This window comes from Streptomyces verrucosisporus (assembly GCF_017114865.1).
Lineage (GTDB): Bacteria > Actinomycetota > Actinomycetes > Streptomycetales > Streptomycetaceae > Streptomyces > Streptomyces fenghuangensis.
On the sequence record NZ_JADEYH010000001.1, the window covers coordinates 483957 to 502992 of the forward strand.

A 19036-nucleotide genomic window follows, 5' to 3' on the forward strand; every position below is an offset into this window, starting at 1 on the left:
AAGGGGCCGCAACTCGGGTCTGTGGACGCGCGTTGGGCCCTACGTACACTGGGGCACCCGCAGCGGAGCTGCCCGTCGACGCTCCGCGGCACCGTGAAGGCAGGGAGTTACGACCGTGGCAAGTGGCAACGCGATCCGGGGAAGCCGGGTCGGAGCGGGGCCGATGGGGGAGGCCGAGCGAGGCGAGTCCGCACCGCGCCTGCGCATCTCCTTCTGGTGCTCCAACGGGCACGAGACCCAACCCAGCTTCGCCAGCGACGCGCAGATCCCGGACACCTGGGACTGCCCGCGCTGCGGCTTCCCGGCCGGCAAGGACCGGGACAATCCGCCGGACCCGCCGCGCACCGAGCCGTACAAGACCCACCTCGCGTACGTGCGCGAGCGGCGCAGCGACGCCGACGGCGAGGCGATCCTCGCCGAGGCGCTGGCCAAGCTCCGCGGGGAGATCTGAACACCGGCCGACCGGCCGGACAACGGCGCACGACGGCCCGGCCGTACGCCCTGACGGGGCGCGCGGCCGGGCCGTCGTTCCATTAGGTTGGGACGCGGCGGGGTCCGTACGACAGGAATGGACTGATTTCCCAGATGAACGCTGAAGGCCGCGGCAGGCTCGACCGGATGCCGCAGTGGCAGGCGCTGGCCAGGCACCGTGAGGAACTGGGGGAGGTGCACCTGCGCGAGCTGTTCGCCGCCGATCCCCGGCGCGGCGAGCGCTACGGCGTCCGGGTCGGCGACCTGTACCTGGACTACTCCAGGAACCTGGTCACGGACGAGACCCTGCGGCTGCTGCGCGAGCTGGCCGAGGCGACCGGAGTGGCGCGGCTGCGGGAGGCGATGTTCCGCGGTGAGCGGATCAACACCACCGAGGACCGGGCCGTCCTCCACACCGCCCTGCGCGCCCCGCGCGAGGCGGTGATCGAGGTGGACGGCGAGAACGTCATGCCCGCCGTGCACGCCGTGCTCGACCGGATGTCCGCCTTCGCCGAGGCGGTGCGGGCCGGGAAGTGGGACGGGCACACCGGTCTGCCCGTCAGGCACATCGTCAACATCGGCATCGGCGGGTCCGACCTGGGCCCGGCGATGGCCTTCGAGGCGCTGCGCGCCTACACCGACCGGGAGCTGGACGTCCGCTTCGTCTCCAACGTGGACGGCGCGGACCTGCATGAGGCGTTGCAGGGCCTGGACCCGGCCCGGACGCTGTTCGTCGTCGCCTCCAAGACCTTCACCACGATCGAGACCATCACCAACGCCACCTCCGCCAGGGACTGGCTGCTGGCCGGTCTGGGCGCGGGGAGGGAGGCGGTGGCCAAGCACTTCGTGGCGCTGTCGACGAACGCGGAGGCGGTGGCGGAGTTCGGCATCGACACCGCGAACATGTTCGAGTTCTGGGACTGGGTCGGCGGGCGCTACTCCTACGACTCGGCCATCGGCCTCTCCCTCATGATCGCCATCGGTCCCGAACGCTTCCGCGAGATGCTCGAGGGCTTCCGCACCGTCGACGAGCACTTCCGCACCGCGCCGCCCGAGGAGAACGCCCCGCTGCTGCTGGGTCTGCTGGGCGTCTGGTACGGCGCCTTCTTCGGGGCGCAGTCGCACGCGGTGCTGCCCTACAGCCACTACCTGTCGAAGTTCACCGCCTACCTCCAGCAGCTCGACATGGAATCCAACGGAAAGTCCGTGGACCGGCGGGGCGAGCCGGTGGACTGGCAGACCGGTCCGGTGGTGTGGGGCACACCCGGCACCAACGGCCAGCACGCCTACTTCCAGTTGCTGCACCAGGGCACCAGGCTGATCCCGGCGGACCTGATCGGCTTCGCGCGGCCCGTGGCGGACCTGGAGCCCGCGCTGGCGGCCCAGCACGACCTGCTGATGGCCAACCTCTTCGCCCAGGGGCAGGCGCTCGCCTTCGGGAAGACGGAGGAGGAGGTCCGCGCCGAGGGCGTCGCCGAGGAGCAGGTCCCGCACCGCACGTTCCGCGGCAACCGCCCGACGACGACGATCCTGGCCTCCGAGCTGACCCCGTCGGTGCTGGGGCAGCTGGTCGCCCTCTACGAGCACAAGGTGTTCGTCCAGGGCGCGGTGTGGGACATCGACTCCTTCGACCAGTGGGGCGTGGAGCTGGGCAAGGTGCTCGCCAAGCGCATCGAGCCCGCGCTGACCGAGGGGGCCGAGGTGGAGGGGCTGGACGTCTCCACGGCGGCCCTGGTGGCCCGCTACCGCTCGCTGCGCGGCCGGGACTGACACGGCAGGCCCGGAGGGCCGGCGGCCCCCTGGGGGCCCATCGCGCCCACGGCGGCGGCCCCGCTCCCCTCCTTCCCGGGGGAGCGGGGCCGCCGCGTTCGGTACGGGTTCCCGCGGTGCCCGGTCAGCCCCGGACCGACTCGGGCAGGAGGGCGGCCGCCTGCCCGTCGAGGATCCACAGTGTGCGCTCGCGCCCGCGGGCGCCCGCCGCGGGGGTCCGCGCCGGGTCGCCGGCGGTCAGCGCACCGGCGGCGGCCTCGGCCTTGTCCTCGCCCGCCGCCAGCAGCCAGACCTCCCGGGCCGCCCGGAGGGCCGGGATGGTGAGGGAGATCCTGGTCGGCGGCGGCTTGGGCGCCCGCCGTACGCCGACGACCGTGCGCCCGGCCTCCTCCGCGGCCGGGTGGCCGGGGAAGAGCGAGGCCACGTGGGTGTCCGGGCCCAGGCCCAGCAGCAGCACGTCGAAGGCGGGCACCGCCGCGCCCGTGCCGCCGTCGCCCGTACCGCCGCCCTCGGGAGCACCGTCACCGGTACCGCCCTCACCGGCGGCCGCGGCCAGCTCCGCCGCGTACGCCTCGGCGGCCGCGTCCACGTCGTCGCCGTGCGGACCGTCGCCGGCGGGCATCGGATGGACGCGCGACGGCTCCAGGGGGAGCGCGTCCAGGAGCGCCTCGCGGGCCTGGGTGTGGTTGCGGTCCGGGTCGCCGTCGGGCAGGAACCGCTCGTCGCCCCACCACACGTCGACGCGGGACCAGTCCACGCCGTCCCGTCCCGGGGCCTGCGCCAGGGCGGCGAGCAGAGCGTTGCCGTTGCGGCCTCCGGTCAGGGCGATGTGGGCCCGGCCGCGGGCGGTCTGCGCGTCCACGATCGCGGTGATCAGGCGTGCGGCCGTGGCCCGGGCCATCCGCTCCTTGTCCGGGTGGACGACGATCTGCGGGGGAGCCTGCTCCTCGCCCGTGGCCCGCGCGGCCTCCGCCTGCGCCGCCTCGGCCGCCTCCATCTCGGCGACCTGCCCGCGCACCAGGTGGTCGAGGCCGAAGCGGACGGCGCCGGCGTAGGTCTCGTCCGGGTCCAGGCGCCGCAGCTCCTCGGCGATCAGCTCGGCCGTGGAGCGCCGGTGCAGGGCCACGCTCCGGTCCGGCTGGCCCGGCACCGAGAGCGTCGCCAGCGAACCGTCGCCGCGCTCCAGGCAGACGTCGCCCTCCTCCGTGGCCAGCCGCACCGCCGTGATGCCGGGACCGCCGGAGAGCACGCGCTCGACGGGGACGCCCAGACGGTCGGCCAGCCACAGCGCCAGCAGCTCCGAACTGGGGTTGTACTCCTCGCCCTCGACCACCGCCCGGGTCACACGGGCCTGCTTCTGGTCCAGGGCGGCGGCCAGCACGCTGCGCCACAGGGTGACACGGGTCCAGGCCAGGTCGGTGTCGCCCGGCGCGTAGGAGGAGGCACGCCCCCTGAGGGCCGCGACCGGGTCCTCCGTCTCCGCCGCGTCGGTGATGCGCCGCTGCGCCAGGGCGCCCAGCGGATCCTTCGAGGGGTACTCGGGCGGGTCGGCCGGCCACCACACCACGACCGGCGCGTCCGGCAGCAGCAGGGGCAGGACGACGCTGTGGGCGTGGCTCGCCAGCTCGCCGTGGAGGCGCAGCAGGACCGTCTCTCCGGTGCCGGTCTCGCCGCCCACCCGCACCTCGGCGTCGAGCCGGGCCATGGCCCGGTCGCGGGGCGAGCGGCCCGGGCGCCGAACCACGACGAGGATGCGCGAGGGGTGCTCCTTCGACGCGTCGCTGGCCGCCTTCAGCGCGTCGTAGTGGCTGCCCTCGTCGGTGACGATGACGAGCGTGAGCACCATCCCGACGGCCGGGCTGCCCATAGCCCGCCGTGCTCGTACCAGAGCCGCGTTGATCCGGCCGGACGTGGTGTCGGTGAGGTCGATGTTCATGGCCGCCGCCAGCTCCGTCCGTCGCGTGCGAGCATCTCGTCGGCCGCCTGGGGACCCCAGGTCCCGGCGGTGTACGGCTCGGGCCTGCCGTGCGCGTCCCAGTACTCCTCGACCGGGTCCAGGATCTCCCAGGAGCGCTCGACCTCCTGGTGCCGGGGGAAGAGGTTGGCGTCGCCCAGCAGCACGTCCAGGATGAGCCTCTCGTACGCCTCGGGGCTGGACTCGGTGAAGGATTCGCCGTAGGCGAAGTCCATCGTCACGTCGCGGATCTCCATCGAGGTGCCGGGCACCTTGGAGCCGAACCGGATCATGACGCCCTCGTCCGGCTGCACCCGGATGACCAGGGCGTTCTGGCCCAGCTCCCGGGTGTCGGTGGCGTCGAAGGGGGAGTAGGGGGCGCGCTGGAAGACCACCGCGATCTCGGTGACCCGGCGGCCCAGCCGCTTGCCCGTGCGCAGGTAGAAGGGGACCCCCGCCCAGCGGCGGTTGTCGATCTCCAGCTTGATGGCGGCGTAGGTGTCCGTCCGGGAGGCCGGGTCGATGCCGTCCTCCTCCAGATAACCGGGCACCTTCTCGCCGCCCTGCCAGCCGGCCCGGTACTGGCCGCGCACGGTGTGCCGGCCCAGGTCCTTCGGCAGCCGCACCGCGTTGAGCACCTTCAGCTTCTCGGTGACCAGCGCCTTGGCGTCGAAGGAGACGGGCTCCTCCATCGCGGTCAGGGCCAGCAGCTGGAGCAGGTGGTTCTGGATGACGTCGCGCGCGGCGCCGATGCCGTCGTAGTAGCCCGCGCGGCCGCCGATGCCGATGTCCTCGGCCATCGTGATCTGCACGTGGTCCACGTAGGAGCGGTTCCACAGAGGCTCGAACAGCGTGTTGGCGAAGCGCAGCGCCAGGATGTTCTGGACGGTCTCCTTGCCCAGGTAGTGGTCGATCCGGAAGACGTCGGACTGGCGGAAGACCCGGTGGACGACCCGGTTCAGCTCCTGGGCGCTGGCCAGGTCGTGGCCGAAGGGCTTCTCGATGACCGCGCGGCGCCAGGACCCGTCGGGGGCCTCGGACAGCTGGTGCTTCTTGAGCTGCTCCAGGACGCTGGGGAAGAACTTCGGCGGCACCGAGAGGTAGAACGCGAAGTTGCCCCCGGTGCCGCGGGACTTGTCCAGCTCCTCGATGGTGGACTTCAGCCGGGCGAACGCGTCGTCGTCGTCGAAGACACCGGGGACGAAGCGCATCCCCTCGCCGAGCTGCCGCCAGACCTCCTCGCGGAAGGGGGTGCGGGCGTACTGTTTGACCGAGTCGTGCACGACCTGGCAGAAGTCCTGGTCCGCCCAATCGCGGCGGGCGAAGCCGACGAGGGAGAAACCCGGCGGGAGCAGGCCCCGGTTCGCCAGGTCATAGACGGCTGGCATCAGCTTTTTTCGTGACAAATCGCCTGTGACGCCGAAGATCACCAGTCCCGACGGCCCCGCGATGCGCGGGAGCCGCCGGTCCTGTGCGTCACGCAGCGGGTTGGCTGCGCTGCTCACCTGCTCTATGCCTCCTTCGGCGCGAGGCGCTTCAGCTCGGCCTCGGTGGAGGCCAGCAGATCGTTCCAGGCCTGCTCGAACTTGTCCACGCCCTCGACCTCGAGCTGCTCGACGACCTCGTCGTAGCCGATGCCGAGCTTCGCGATCGCGTCCAGGTCGGCGCGGGCCTGCTCGTAGGTGCCGCGCACGGTGTCGCCGGTGATCTCGCCGTGGTCGCCGACGGCCTCCAAGGTGGCCTCCGGCATGGTGTTCACCGTGTTCGGCGCGACCAGCCCGGTGACGTAGAGGGTGTCGGGGTAGTCGGGGTCCTTCACACCGGTGGAGGCCCACAGCGGGCGCTGCCGGTTGGCGCCGGCGGCCTCCAGGGCCGTCCAGCGGTCGGAGGCGACGACCTCCTCGTACGCCTGGTAGGCCAGCCGTGCGTTGGCCAGCGCCGCCCTGCCGCGCAGCGCCAGCGCCTCGTCGGTGCCCAGGGCCGTCAGCCGCTTGTCGATCTCGGTGTCCACCCGGGAGACGAAGAAGGACGCCACGGAGTGGATCTCCGACAGGTCCAGCCCGTTGGCCTTCGCCTGCTCCAGACCCTCCATGTAGGCATCCATCACCATCCGGTAGCGCTCCAGCGAGAAGATCAGCGTGACGTTGACGCTGATGCCCGCGGCGATGGTCTCCGTGATCGCCGGAAGCCCGGGGGTGGTGGCGGGGATCTTGATCAGGGTGTTGGGACGGTCCACCAGCCAGGCGAGCTGCCTGGCCTCGGCGACCGTGGGCCGTGTGGCGTGGGCCAGCCGCGGGTCCACCTCGATGGAGACCCGGCCGTCCTGCCCGTTCGTGGCGTCGAAGACCGGGCGCAGGATGTCGGCGGCGTCGCGGACGTCGGCGGTGGTGATCATCCGGATCGCCTCCTCCACCGTCACACCGCGGGAGGCGAGGTCGGTGAGCTGCCGGTCGTAGCCGTGCCCCTCGGAGATCGCCTTCTGGAAGATCGACGGATTGGTGGTGACACCCACGACGTGCTGCTCGTTCAGCAGCTCGGCGAGGTTGCCGGACGTGATGCGCTGGCGGGACAGGTCGTCCAGCCAGATCGCCACGCCTTCGTCACTCAGGCGCTTGAGTGCGTCTGTCATGAGGGATGCATCTCCTGATCTCGTTGCCTGTGGGCGTCAGCGTGCGGTGGCGGCGATGGATTCCCGGGCGGCGGCGGCGACCGCCTCGCCGGTCAGGCCGAACTCGCGGTAGAGCACCTTGTAGTCGGCCGAGGCGCCGAAGTGTTCCAGGGAGACGATCCGGCCGGCGTCGCCGACGTAGCGGTGCCAGGTCAGGCCGACACCGGCCTCGACGGCCACGCGTGCCCGGACCGACGGCGGCAGCACCCGCTCGCGCCACGCCCGGTCCTGCTCCTCGAACCACTCCAGGCACGGCATCGACACCACCCGGGCGGGCACGCCCTCGGCCTGGAGCGACTCGCGCGCGGCCACGGCGAGCTGCACCTCCGAGCCGGTGGCGATGAGGATCACCTGCGGCTCGCACTCGTGCCCCTGGGAGTCCGCGGCCTCGAACATCACGTACCCGCCGCGGGCGGCGTCCTCGTTCGGCTCGTAGGTCGGCACGTTCTGGCGGGTCAGCGCGATGCCGTGCGGGGCCGGGCGGTCGCCGTGGCGGCGCATGATCTCGCGCCAGGCGATCGCGGTCTCGTTGGCGTCGGCCGGGCGGACCATGTTCAGGCCCGGGATGGCGCGCAGCGCCGCCAGGTGCTCGACCGGCTGATGGGTCGGGCCGTCCTCGCCCAGGCCGATGGAGTCGTGCGTCCACACGTAGGTGACCGGCAGCCCCATCAGGGCCGCCAGCCGCACCGCCGGGCGCATGTAGTCGGAGAACACCAGGAAGGTGCCACCGTAGATCCGGGTGTTGCCGTGCAGCGCGATGCCGTTCATGGTCGAGCCCATGGCGTGCTCGCGGATGCCGAAGTGCACCGTGCGGCCGTACGGGTCCGCCTCCGGCAGCGGGTTGTCCGCCGGGAGGAAGGAGGAGGAGGCGTCGATGGTGGTGTTGTTGGAGCCCGCGAGGTCGGCGGAGCCGCCCCACAGCTCGGGGACCACCCCGCCCAGCTCCTTGAGAACCGCGCCGGACGCCTTGCGGGTGGCCATGTCCTTGCCGGCGGGGAAGGACGGCAGCGCCTTCTCCCAGCCCTCGGGCAGCCTCCCGGCGCTGATCCGGTCGAACTCGGCGGCGCGGTCGGGGTTGGCCCCGCGCCACTCGGCGAGCCCGTCCTCCCAGGCCCGGCGCGCCTCGCGGCCCCGGTCCACGACCTTGCGGGCGTGCCGAAGGACCTCCTCGGCCACCTCGAAGTCCTTCTCCGGGTCGAAGCCCAGTACCCGCTTGGTGGCCGCGACCTCCTCATCGCCCAGCGCGGAGCCGTGCGAGGCCTCGGTGTTCTGCGCGTTCGGCGCGGGCCAGGCGATGATCGTGCGGGCGGCGATCAGGGAGGGCCGCTCGGTCTCCTCACGCGCCGCCTTCAGCGCCGCGTACAGCGCCTGGACATCGAAGTCGCCGCTGGACGCCTGCTCGATGCGCTGGACGTGCCAGCCGTAGGCCTCGTAGCGCCCCAGGACGTCCTCGGACAGCGCGGTCGCGGTGTCGCCCTCGATGGAGATGTGGTTGTCGTCGTACAGGGCGACGATGTTGCCCAGCTTCTGGTGGCCGGCCAGCGAGGACGCCTCGGCCGAGACCCCCTCCTCCAGGTCGCCGTCGGAGACGATCGTCCAGATGGTGTGGTCGAAGGGAGAGGCGCCCGGGGCGGCCTCCGGGTCGAACAGACCGCGCTCGTAGCGGGCGGCCATCGCCATGCCCACGGCGTTGGCGATGCCCTGGCCCAGCGGGCCGGTGGTGGTCTCCACCCCGACCGTGTGGCCGTACTCCGGGTGGCCCGGGGTCCTGCTGTCCCAGGTGCGGAAGGCCTTCAGGTCGTCCAGCTCCAGCCCGTAGCCGGACAGGTACAGCTGGATGTACAGCGTCAGGCTGGTGTGGCCGGGGGAGAGGACGAACCGGTCCCGGCCCGTCCACCGCGCGTCGGACGGGTCGTGCCGCATCAGCTTCTGGAAGAGCAGGTACGCCGCCGGAGCGAGGCTCATGGCGGTACCGGGGTGTCCGTTACCGACTTTCTGCACGGCGTCCATCGCCAGGACCCGTACGGTGTCGACAGCCCGCTGATCCAGTTCGGTCCACTCGAGATCTGTGGTGGTCGGCTTGGTGCTCACCCTGCGTCAGGGCTCCTCTCCACATGTCGAAGGCCGGTGTCTGTCAGGTCACACCGGGCGGTGTCGAGCGTACCCCCGCCAGGGTTCCCTCTTTCGGCCCGCTCACCCTTTGGGAAGCGGGGGGAACGAACCATTTGAAATCGGGTGCTCCATGGGCCTCACCTGGGCATCTGTGGGACGCCGGGCGCACATGAGCGCGACCTCGCGATGCCGCGCGAGGCCCCGCGCACCCCCCGCCCGCGCCCCGCCGGCGCACCCCCGGCGGGGCGCACCGACACGGGCGACCCCCGGGGCGAGCGGCGTATGGCCAGCGTCTACAGTGGCGTGGTAGGTGCGAGTCGTGAGGGGACCTGCGAAGGTCCGGACTCGCTTGTTCCCACGCGGCGCGAGCCGCGCATGTCGCATCGTGATCAGGGGTGTCCGTGACGGCCGTCGAATCCCGTCCCGCGGGTGGGGATACCGCCCACACCCGAGGGGTTGTGGGGGAGCTCGATCAGAGCCCAGCACACCGGCCGCTCGGGGCCCGTATCAAGGGCTATGTGGCGCTGACCAAGCCGCGGATCATCGAACTGCTGCTGATCACCACCATTCCGGTGATGTTCCTCGCCGAACAGGGTGTCCCCGACCTGTGGCTGGTCCTGGCGACCTGCCTGGGCGGCTACCTGTCGGCGGGGGGCGCCAACGCGCTGAACATGTACATCGACCGCGACATCGACGCGCTGATGCACCGCACCGAGCAGCGCCCCCTGGTCACCGGTGTGCTGACCCCGCGCGAGGCCCTGGTCTTCGGCGTCACGCTGGCCGCGGTCTCCACACTGTGGTTCGGCTGGACGGTCAACTGGCTCTCGGCGGCGCTGTCCCTGGGCGCGCTGCTGTTCTACGTCGTCGTCTACACGATGATCCTCAAGCGGCGCACCGCCCAGAACATCGTCTGGGGCGGCATCGCCGGGTGCATGCCCGTGCTCATCGGCTGGTCGTCGGTGAAGAACGAGGTGAGCTGGGCCGCCGTCGTCCTCTTCCTGGTCATCTTCTTCTGGACGCCGCCGCACTACTGGCCGCTGTCGATGAAGGTCAAGGACGACTACGCCCGCGTCGGGGTCCCGATGCTCCCGGTCGTCGCGGGCAACCGCGCGGTGGCCCGGCAGATCGTGGTCTACAGCTGGGTCATGGTGGCCGTCTCGCTGGCCCTGTGGCCGCTGGGCTACGTCGGCTGGTTCTACCCGCTGGTCGCGCTCGCCGCGGGCGGCTGGTGGCTGTGGGAGGCGCACGCCCTCCAGGCCAGGGCCAAGGCCGGGGTCACGGGCGCCAAACTCAAGGAGATGCGGCTGTTCCACTGGTCCATCACATATGTGTCGCTGCTGTTCGTGGCGGTGGCGGTGGACCCCTTCCTGCGCTGATCCCGCGCCGGTTCCGTACCGCCCCGGGGCCGGTGCCGGGCCGTGTCCGGGCGTGGCGCAGGCCACCCGGAGCGGCGGTCGCCAGGCGATCTACCCATCGGTAGCATCCTGTTCATGGACAGCACACAGCAGGCGGAAGAGACCGGGCCCGACGCCAAGGCCCAGCGCTGGGTGACCAAGCTCGCCAAGGAGATCACCGCGTTCGCCAAGGAGCACGGCGGCGGTGCCGACGCCCAGATCTCCTACCTCGGCGAGCGCGGCGTGCGCATCGTCCTCGTCGGCGAGGACGGCGGCTGGGGCGACCTGGTGGCCCCTTCGCACGAGGTCGCGCAGAAGGCCGCGCAGAAGGCGGGGGTCACCGTCCACGAGACCCTCGACGGGGACCTCGCCGCCCGGATCCGCACCGGCCCCTACGAGTGGGAGCGGATGGCGGGCATCCAGGTCGGAGGACCCAAGGACCGCTGACGCGCCCGAGGACCGCCGAGGCGGGAGCGCGGCGGGACGGCCGCGAGGGCCCGCCGGCCCACCGCGTTCCGACGCCGCCTTCCGGTGCTCGTCCGCCGCCCGGCACAGGCGCGCGAGGCCCCGGTGCGGCCGTCTTGAGTTCCAACGGTCCTCGCAGCACCCGCGATCCGTGGGGGGCCGCGAGGACCGCGGGTGCTGAGCGTGGTGATCTTGCGGGGTTGCGGGAGCGTTTCCCCGCGCGGCTGGATGCCGTGGGGAACGTGACCGTGGTGGCGCGTGAGCCGGGGGCGAACCGGAACACCGCCTTCGGCTGGGCCCGGAGGGCCGGACGGCGTTCACGGTGCCTGCCGCGCAGGCGTTCCGGGCGGGAGCCCCCCGCCCGGAACGCACCGCCGGGGTCCTACAGGCCGGAGACGGCCGGAGCCGGAGCCGGCCGGTCTGCGGGCGCGGAGGCCGCGGCGCCGGTGTCCGCCACCGGCGGCAGACCGCGCTCGCGCAGCGACAGCAGCACCCGCAGGGTGGCGACCCACACCAGGCAGGAGCCCAGCAGGTGCGCCGCGACCAGCACCTCCGGCAGCTCGGTGAAGTACTGGACGTAGCCGATGACGCCCTGCGCCAGCAGGACCAGGAAGAGGTCCCGGGTGCGGACTCGAGGACGCCGGGGCGCGTCCACGGCCCGCAGCGCCAGCCACAGCAGCACGGTCAGGGCCACCACGGCCCAGGCCAGCAGGGCGTGCACCCTGGCGGTCGTCTCCCAGTCCACGCCCATCCGCGGCACATCGCTGCTGTCGCCCGCGTGGGGGCCCGCGCCCGTCACCATGGTGCCGACGACGATCAGCACCACGGACACGGCCGTCAGCGCCGCCGCGAGCTGCCGGATACGCGGCCCGGCCAGCGGGCGCGGCACGTCGTCGCCCTCGCGGGCGCGCAGCCAGGTGACGGCGGCGACCGTGATGAGCACGCTGGCGAGCAGGAAGTGCGCGGCGACGGTGTAGGGGTTCAGCCGCAGCAGCACCGTCACACCGCCCAGCAGGCCGTTGGCGACGACCAGCCAGAACTGCGACCAGGCCAGCCGCGACAGGCCCCGGCGGCGCGGCTCCGCCGAGCGGACCGCGACGATCGCCCAGCCGACAGCGGCGCACAGCACGTACGTCAGCAGGCGGTTGCCGAACTCGATGGCGCCGTGCAGCCCCATCTCGGGTGTGGCGATCAGGCTGTCCCCGCTGCACTTGGGCCAGGTGTCGCACCCCAGCCCCGAGCCGGTCAGCCGCACCACCCCGCCGGTGACCACGATGAGCACGCTCAGGACGAGCGCGGTCAGGGTGGCGCGCTCCACGGTGCGCTGGGCGGGGGTCCAGCGCCTGGCGACGTACGCGACGGGGTTTCGCGCGAATTCGAGCAGATTGGGCACGGCCACCATGGTAGGCGGGCGCTTGTGCAAGCTTTCACGAGGGGGCGCGGGGAGGCCGGTCGCACTCCCCGCGCTCCTTCCGCGTGCCGTCCGCACGAAAGGCAAAGGCGGTCATTCCCACCGGAAGAAGCGCGCCGCGGCGGCCAGGCCCGCCACCGCCCACACACCCAGGACCGCCAGGTTCGCCCAGGGCATCCCGGCCCCGTCCCGCAGCACCTCGCGCAGCCCCTCGGAGAGCGCGGAGATCGGCAGCAGTTCCAGCACCGCGCGCACCGGCTCGGGGAACTTCTCCAGCGGCACCACCACCCCGCCGCCGACCAGCAGCAGGACGAAGACGAGGTTGGCCGCCGCCAGCGTCGCCTCGGCCCGCAGCGTCCCGGCCATCAGCAGTCCGAGACCGGAGAACGCCGCCGTCCCGGCGACCAGCAGCAGCGCCACGGCGAGCGGACTGCCGTGCGGCGACCATCCCAGCGCCAGGGCCACCGACGTCAGCAGCACCACCTGAAGCACCTCGGTGACCAGCACCGCGCACGTCTTGGCGGTCATCAGCCCCCAGCGGGGCAGCGGGGAGGCGGCCAGCCGTTTGAGGACGCCGTAGCGCCGCTCGAAGCCGGTGGAGATCGCCTGGCCGGTGAAGGCGGTCGAGAGCACGGCCAGCGCCAGCACGCCCGGCGCCAGGAAGTCCACGCGTTCGCCTCCCCCGCCTCCCTCCCCGTCCAGGTCCACGATGTCCACGGCGCCGAACAGCACCAGCAGCAGGGTGGGGATGACGACCGTCAGCAGCAACTGCTCGCCGTGCCGCAGCAGCAGCCGCGTCTCCAGCGCGGCCTGCGCGGCGATCATCCGGGGCAGCGGGGCCGCGCCGGGGGCGGGTGCGTATGTGCCCGGCCCGGTGTTCTCCGTGTTCACGACCGCGGCTCCTTGCCCGTCGGCTCCGGGCCGTGTCCTCCCGGGGCGCGGCCCCCAGGCCCCCGGCCGGTGTGTGCGTACCGCCTCACGACCGCAGCTCCTTCCCCGTCAGCTCCAGGAAGACGTCCTCCAGCGTGTGCCGCTCCACCGCGATGCCGTCCGGCATCACCCCGTTCTGCGCGCACCAGGAGGTCACCGTGGCCAGGAGCTGCGGGTCGACGGTGCCGGTCAGGCGGTACGAGCCCGGGGCCGTCTCGGCGGCGGCGGTGTCCGGCGGCAGCGCCTTCAGCAGCGAGGCCAGGTCGAGGCCGGGACGCCCGGTGAAACTCAGGGTGTTCTCGGCGCCGCCGCGGCACAGCTCCTCGGGGCTGCCCCGCGCGATCACCCGGCCCTCGTCGATGATCGCGACGTCGTCGGCCAGGGTCTCGGCCTCGTCCATGAAGTGGGTGCTCAGCACCACCGTCACGCCGTCCGCGCGCAGCTCCCGCACCAGGTCCCAGGCGGAGCGGCGGGCCTGCGGGTCCAGGCCGGCGGTCGGCTCGTCCAGGAAGACCAGCTCGGGCCGCCCGACGACGGCCATGGCCAGTGCCAGGCGCTGCTGCTGGCCGCCGGACAGCCGCCGGTAGGGGGTGCGGCCGCAGCCGGCCAGTCCCAGCCGTTCGATCAGGGCGGCGGGGTCCAGCGGGCGGGCGTGCAGCGCGGCCATGTGGCGCAGCATCTCCGCGGCGCGGACGGTGGGGTAGACCCCGCCGCTCTGGAGCATCACGCCGATCCGGGGCCGCAGCGCGGCGGCGTCGGTGACCGGGTCCAGGCCCAGGACGCGTACGGTGCCCGCGTCCGCGTGCCGGTAGCCTTCGCAGGTCTCGATGGTGGTGGTCTTGCCGGCCCCGTTGGGGCCGAGGACGGCGGTGACCGTGCCGCGTTCGACGGTGAGGTCCAGTCCGTCCACCGCCGTCCTGTTGCCGTACCGCTTCACCAGTCCCGCGACCTCGACGGCCGCCGTGTCTCGCATACGGGCGAGTCTAGGAGTCCGTCCGCGTGCCGCCCCCGCCGGGCCGCGCCGTCGCCCTGCCCGCGCCGGCCGGTGTCCGGGTAAGGCACGCCTTACGTGATGCATCCCATCCGGGCAGGTCAGGGCGCGGCTTGCCCGCCTCCTCGGAATTACGCAACAATGGCGTTGTGAAAAAGCGCACCCGCCGTCACCGGCGGCCCGGCCGCGGCGGGCGGGAGCGCTGCGGATCCGGGGCGGAGTGAGGAGGCGCGAGAGCACATGGCGGTCCACCAGGGCGGCGGTGACACCCGCACCCCCGTACATCCGGTCCCCGACGAGCACCACGGCACCCGCAACAAGGTCGCGCGCTCCATCCTCGACCACGGTCCGTCCACCGCGGCCGAGCTGGCCCAGCGGCTGGAACTCACCCAGGCGGCCGTCCGGCGCCACCTGGACGCGCTCGTCTCCGAGGGTGTCGTCGAGCCCCGGGAGAAGCGGGTCTACGGCTCGCGCGGCAGGGGCCGTCCCGCCAGGTCCTTCGCGCTCACCGACTACGGCCGCAGCGCCTTCGACCAGGCCTACGACCAGCTCGCCGTCGACGCCATGCGCTGGATAGCCAAGGCCGCGGGCGGCGGCGAGAAGGGGCGTGCCGCGGTCGCGGACTTCGCCCGCGCCCGGGTCGCCGCCCAGGCCGAGCGGTACCGCGCCGAACTGGAGAGGGCCGCACCCGGAGAGAAGGCCAGGGTTCTGGCCGAGGCCCTGTCCAGGGACGGGTACGCTGCCACCGCGCGCGGCGCGCCCGCCTCCAGCGGAGAGCAGCTCTGCCAGCATCACTGTCCGGTGGCGCATGCCGCCGAGCAGTTCCCGCAGCTGTGCGAGGCGGAGACGGAGGTCTTCTCCCGCCTGCTCGGCACCCATGTGCAGCGTCTGGCCACCATCGCCCACGGCGACGGGGTGTGCACGACGTTCATCCCCAAAGGGGCCTCCGGGGCCGCACCCGGGACACCCAAGACATCCAAGACCACCGCAGCGACAGCATCTGCAAGTACAGCCGGGAGGAACCCCGCATGACTCTCCCCACGGAGACTGCCCACCCTGAGCTGGAGGGCCTGGGCAAGTACGAGTACGGCTGGGCCGATCCGGACGCCGCCGGCGCATCGGCCAAGCGCGGCCTCTCCGAGGAGGTCGTCCGCGACATCTCGGACAAGAAGTCCGAGCCGGAGTGGATGCTGAAGCTCCGCATGAAGGGCCTGAAGCTCTTCGAGAAGAAGCCCATGCCGAACTGGGGCTCGGACCTGAGCGGCATCGACTTCGACAACATCAAGTACTTCGTGCGGTCCACCGAGAAGCAGGCCCAGACATGGGAGGACCTGCCGGAGGACATCAAGAACACCTACGACAAGCTGGGCATCCCCGAGGCCGAGAAGCAGCGCCTGGTAGCCGGTGTCGCCGCCCAGTACGAGTCCGAGGTGGTCTACCACCAGATCCGCGAGGACCTGGAGAGTCAGGGCGTCCTCTTCCTGGACACCGACACCGCGCTCAAGGAGCACCCGGAGCTGTTCCAGGAGTACTTCGGCACCGTCATCCCGGCCGGCGACAACAAGTTCGCCGCGCTGAACACCGCGGTGTGGTCCGGCGGCTCGTTCATCTACGTGCCCAAGGGCGTCCACGTGGACATCCCGCTCCAGGCCTACTTCCGGATCAACACCGAGAACATGGGCCAGTTCGAGCGGACGCTGATCATCGTCGACGAGGACGCCTACGTCCACTACGTCGAGGGCTGCACCGCGCCGATCTACCAGTCCGACTCGCTGCACTCGGCGGTCGTGGAGATCATCGTCAAGAAGGGCGCCCGCTGCCGCTACACGACCATCCAGAACTGGTCGAACAACGTGTACAACCTGGTCACCAAGCGCGCCGTGGCCTACGAGGGCGCGACGATGGAGTGGGTCGACGGCAACATCGGCTCCAAGGTGACCATGAAGTACCCGGCCGTCTACCTGATGGGCGAGCACGCCAAGGGGGAGACCCTCTCGATCGCCTTCGCGGGCGAGGGCCAGCACCAGGACGCCGGCGCCAAGATGGTGCACATGGCGCCCAACACCTCCTCCAACATCGTCTCCAAGTCGGTGGCGCGGGGCGGCGGCCGCACCTCCTACCGCGGTCTGATCGAGATCGGCGAGGGCGCGGAGAACTCCAAGTCCAACGTGCTGTGCGACGCGCTGCTGGTGGACACCATCTCGCGCTCGGACACCTACCCCTACGTCGACGTCCGCGAGGACGACGTGACGATGGGCCACGAGGCGACGGTCTCCAAGGTCAGCGACGACCAGCTGTTCTACCTGATGCAGCGCGGTCTGTCCGAGGACGAGGCGATGGCGATGATCGTGCGCGGCTTCGTCGAGCCGATCGCCAAGGAGCTGCCCATGGAGTACGCCCTGGAGCTCAACCGGCTGATCGAGCTGCAGATGGAGGGCGCGGTCGGCTGACCGCCCGGCCACCCGCCCTTCCCCCTCCGTGACCGTGAGCCGGTTCCCGGGCGCAGAAGAAGCCCGGGGACCGGCGAACACAGAAGACAGAGAGCGAGCAACACGACAGCCATGGCTGAGGCTCAGAACATTCCGGCCGGGTCCACGACCGCCGGATCCATCGCGGTGGCGGCCGAGTCCACCGTCGCCACCCGGATGAGCGCCCCGCCGTCCTTCGACGTGGCGGACTTCCCGGTGCCGCACGGCCGCGAGGAGGAGTGGCGCTTCACTCCGCTGGAGCGGCTGCGGGGCCTGCACGACGGCACCGCCGAGGCGGGCGGCGGCGTCAAGGTCGACGTCTCGGCGCCCGACGGCGTGACGGTGGAGACCGTCGGCCGCGACGACGCCCGGCTGGGCCGGGCGGGCAAGCCCGTCGACAGGGTCGCCGCCCAGGCCTACAGCGCCTTCGAGAAGGCCGCCGTCGTCACCGTGCCCAAGGAGACCGTGCTCACCGAGCCCATCCGGGTGAACATCCAGGGCCAGGGCGGCGTCTCCTTCGGGCACACCGTCTTCGAGCTGGGCGCCTTCGCCGAGGCCGTCGTCGTCATCGACCACACCGGCGACGGCGTGCGCGCCGCAGGCGTCGAGTACGTGCTGGGCGACGGCGCGAAGCTGACGGTCGTCTCCGTGCAGGACTGGGCCGACACCGCCGTGCACTGCTCCCAGCACAACGCGCTGGTCGGCCGGGACGCCACCTTCAAGTCCGTGGTCGTCACCTTCGGCGGCGACGTGGTGCGCCTCCACCCGCGCGTCAACTACGCCGGCCCCGGCGGCGAGGCCGAGCTGTACGGCCTGTACTTCACCGACGACGGCCAGCACCAGGAGCACCGCCTCTTCGTCGACCACGAGGCGTCCAACTGCCGCAGCAACGTGGTCTACAAGGGAGCCCTCCAGGGCCAGGACGCGCACGCGGTGTGGATCGGCGACGTGCTGATCCGCGCCTCGGCCACCGGCACCGACACCTACGAGCTCAACCGCAACCTCGTCCTCACCGACGGCGCGCGGGTGGACTCGGTGCCCAACCTGGAGATCGAGACCGGCGAGATCGTCGGAGCCGGCCACGCCTCGGCCACCGGCCGCTTCGAGGACGAGCAGCTGTTCTACCTGATGGCGCGCGGCATCCCGGAGCAGGACGCCCGCCGCCTGGTGGTGCGCGGCTTCTTCGCCGAGCTGGTCCAGCAGATCGGCCTGCCCGACCTGCGGGACCGCCTCATCGCCAGGATCGACGAGGAGCTGGAGGAGTCGGTCGCATGAGCACCGGCGAAAGCACGGTGGGCAGCGCGGGCTTCGTCCGCGTCGCCTCGCTCGGCGAGCTGGAGGAGGACACCCCCAGGAGGGTGGAGGTCGGCGGTGTTCCGGTCTCGCTCGTCCGTACGGGGGGAGAGGTCTTCGCGATCAACGACATCTGCTCGCACGCGAACGTCTCGCTCTCCGAGGGCGAGGTGGAGGACTGCCACATCGAGTGCTGGCTGCACGGGTCCAGCTTCGACCTGCGCACCGGCAAGCCCGACGGACCGCCCGCCACGCGCCCCGTCCCCGTATACCCCGTCAAGATCGAAGGAGACGGCCCCGACGCGGCCGTGCTCGTCTCCACCACCCAGGAGTCCTGAAGCCCCATGGCAACGCTTGAGATCCACGACCTGCACGTCTCCGTCGAGGCCGAGAACGGCCCCCGGGAGATCCTGCGCGGCGTCGACCTGACCGTGAAGCAGGGCGAGACGCACGCCATCATGGGCCCGAACGGCTCCGGCAAGTCCACCCTCGCCTACTCGCTGGCGGGCCACCCGAAGTACACGATCACCGGCGGCACCGTCACCCTGGACGGCGAGGACGTCCTGGAGATGAGCGTCGACGAGCGCGCCCGCGCCGGCGTCTTCCTCGCCATGCAGTACCCGGTCGAGGTGCCCGGCGTGTCCGTCTCCAACTTCCTGCGCACCGCCGCCACCGCCATCCGCGGCGAGGCCCCCAAGCTGCGCACCTGGGTGAAGGAGGTCAAGGAGGCCATGGAGCGCCTCAACATCGACCCCGCCTTCGCCGAGCGCAACGTCAACGAGGGCTTCTCCGGCGGTGAGAAGAAGCGCCACGAGATCCTCCAGCTGGAGCTGCTCCGGCCGAAGATGGCGATCCTCGACGAGACCGACTCCGGCCTGGACGTCGACGCGCTGCGCATCGTCTCCGAGGGCGTCAACCGCGTCCGCGAGAGCGGAGAGGTGGGCACCCTGCTGATCACCCACTACACGCGCATCCTGCGCTACATCAAGCCCGACCACGTCCACGTCTTCGCGGCCGGCCGGATCGCCGAGTCCGGCGGCCCGGAACTGGCGGACAAGCTGGAGGAAGAGGGCTACGAGGCCTACGTCAAGGGCGACCGGACGGCGTGA

Annotated in this window: 16 protein-coding genes and 1 pseudogene; 9 read left to right on the plus strand and 8 right to left on the minus strand. The window is 72.0% G+C overall.

The window, feature by feature from the left end; all coding sequences use genetic code 11:
* Positions 1-115 precede the first annotated feature (115 nt).
* Both IQ279_RS02200 and pgi read left to right on the plus strand, forming a co-directional pair.
* The gene (locus IQ279_RS02200) at positions 116-451 is read left to right on the plus strand and encodes an RNA polymerase-binding protein RbpA (protein ID WP_076971064.1); all 336 of its coding nucleotides are present in this window, start codon (positions 116-118) and stop codon (positions 449-451) included.
* A gap of 134 nt (positions 452-585) precedes the next feature.
* A complete protein-coding gene (pgi, locus tag IQ279_RS02205; protein WP_206346515.1) occupies positions 586-2241 on the plus strand; it encodes a glucose-6-phosphate isomerase in 1656 nt (551 codons plus the stop codon).
* A gap of 124 nt (positions 2242-2365) precedes the next feature.
* Here the strand turns inward: pgi and IQ279_RS28745 are convergent, their stop codons facing one another.
* From IQ279_RS28745 to tkt, 5 genes and pseudogenes are all read right to left on the minus strand, one after another.
* Complete coding sequence (locus tag IQ279_RS28745; RefSeq protein ID WP_372445063.1) at positions 2366-3238, minus strand: 6-phosphogluconolactonase; 873 nt, start codon at positions 3236-3238, stop codon at positions 2366-2368.
* Between the two features lie 20 nt (positions 3239-3258).
* Positions 3259-4177, minus strand: a pseudogene (gene opcA / locus IQ279_RS28750) (glucose-6-phosphate dehydrogenase assembly protein OpcA); the annotation flags it as partial.
* The gene (gene zwf, locus IQ279_RS02215) at positions 4174-5700 is read right to left on the minus strand and encodes a glucose-6-phosphate dehydrogenase (protein WP_206346517.1); all 1527 of its coding nucleotides are present in this window, start codon (positions 5698-5700) and stop codon (positions 4174-4176) included. The pseudogene opcA and the gene zwf, both read right to left, overlap by 4 nt.
* 5 nt (positions 5701-5705) lie before the next feature.
* Positions 5706-6824 (minus strand): transaldolase, encoded by a 1119-nt coding sequence (gene tal, locus IQ279_RS02220; protein WP_206346518.1) that lies wholly within the window; start codon positions 6822-6824, stop codon positions 5706-5708.
* 36 nt (positions 6825-6860) lie between these two features.
* Positions 6861-8954 (minus strand): transketolase, encoded by a 2094-nt coding sequence (tkt, locus tag IQ279_RS02225; RefSeq protein WP_206346519.1) that lies wholly within the window; start codon positions 8952-8954, stop codon positions 6861-6863.
* A gap of 422 nt (positions 8955-9376) precedes the next feature.
* Between tkt and IQ279_RS02230 the strand changes: the two genes are divergently transcribed.
* Together IQ279_RS02230 and IQ279_RS02235 are read left to right on the plus strand one after the other, a co-directional pair.
* Positions 9377-10351 (plus strand): heme o synthase, encoded by a 975-nt coding sequence (locus tag IQ279_RS02230; RefSeq protein WP_206346520.1) that lies wholly within the window; start codon positions 9377-9379, stop codon positions 10349-10351.
* 114 nt (positions 10352-10465) lie between these two features.
* Positions 10466-10816 (plus strand): hypothetical protein, encoded by a 351-nt coding sequence (locus tag IQ279_RS02235; RefSeq protein WP_206346521.1) that lies wholly within the window; start codon positions 10466-10468, stop codon positions 10814-10816.
* A gap of 400 nt (positions 10817-11216) precedes the next feature.
* On the opposite strand, the gene IQ279_RS02240 is transcribed toward IQ279_RS02235, so the two are convergent.
* The 3 genes from IQ279_RS02240 to IQ279_RS02250 form a co-directional block, all read right to left on the minus strand.
* On the minus strand, positions 11217-12236 hold the full coding sequence (locus IQ279_RS02240) for a COX15/CtaA family protein (RefSeq protein ID WP_206346674.1): 1020 nt from the start codon (positions 12234-12236) through the stop codon (positions 11217-11219).
* Positions 12237-12338: 102 nt separating this feature from the next.
* Positions 12339-13070, minus strand: coding sequence for an ABC transporter permease (locus tag IQ279_RS02245; protein WP_206346675.1), 732 nt, complete (start codon positions 13068-13070; stop codon positions 12339-12341).
* A gap of 151 nt (positions 13071-13221) precedes the next feature.
* Positions 13222-14148 (minus strand): ABC transporter ATP-binding protein, encoded by a 927-nt coding sequence (locus IQ279_RS02250; RefSeq protein WP_206346522.1) that lies wholly within the window; start codon positions 14146-14148, stop codon positions 13222-13224.
* A gap of 258 nt (positions 14149-14406) precedes the next feature.
* Between IQ279_RS02250 and IQ279_RS02255 the strand changes: the two genes are divergently transcribed.
* The 5 genes from IQ279_RS02255 (at position 14407) to sufC (ending at position 19036) form a co-directional block, all read left to right on the plus strand.
* Complete coding sequence (locus tag IQ279_RS02255; RefSeq protein ID WP_206346523.1) at positions 14407-15198, plus strand: helix-turn-helix transcriptional regulator; 792 nt, start codon at positions 14407-14409, stop codon at positions 15196-15198.
* On the plus strand, positions 15195-16616 hold the full coding sequence (sufB, locus tag IQ279_RS02260; RefSeq protein WP_206346524.1) for a Fe-S cluster assembly protein SufB: 1422 nt from the start codon (positions 15195-15197) through the stop codon (positions 16614-16616). The genes IQ279_RS02255 and sufB overlap by 4 nt, the downstream gene beginning before the upstream one ends.
* A 111-nt stretch (positions 16617-16727) precedes the next feature.
* On the plus strand, positions 16728-17909 hold the full coding sequence (gene sufD / locus IQ279_RS02265; RefSeq protein WP_206346525.1) for a Fe-S cluster assembly protein SufD: 1182 nt from the start codon (positions 16728-16730) through the stop codon (positions 17907-17909).
* Positions 17906-18265 carry a non-heme iron oxygenase ferredoxin subunit gene (locus IQ279_RS02270; protein WP_206346526.1) on the plus strand — a complete coding sequence of 120 codons (360 nt, stop codon included), beginning with the start codon at positions 17906-17908 and terminating at the stop codon, positions 18263-18265. The genes sufD and IQ279_RS02270 overlap by 4 nt, the downstream gene beginning before the upstream one ends.
* Positions 18266-18271: 6 nt before the next feature.
* A complete protein-coding gene (gene sufC / locus IQ279_RS02275) occupies positions 18272-19036 on the plus strand; it encodes a Fe-S cluster assembly ATPase SufC (RefSeq protein WP_206346527.1) in 765 nt (254 codons plus the stop codon).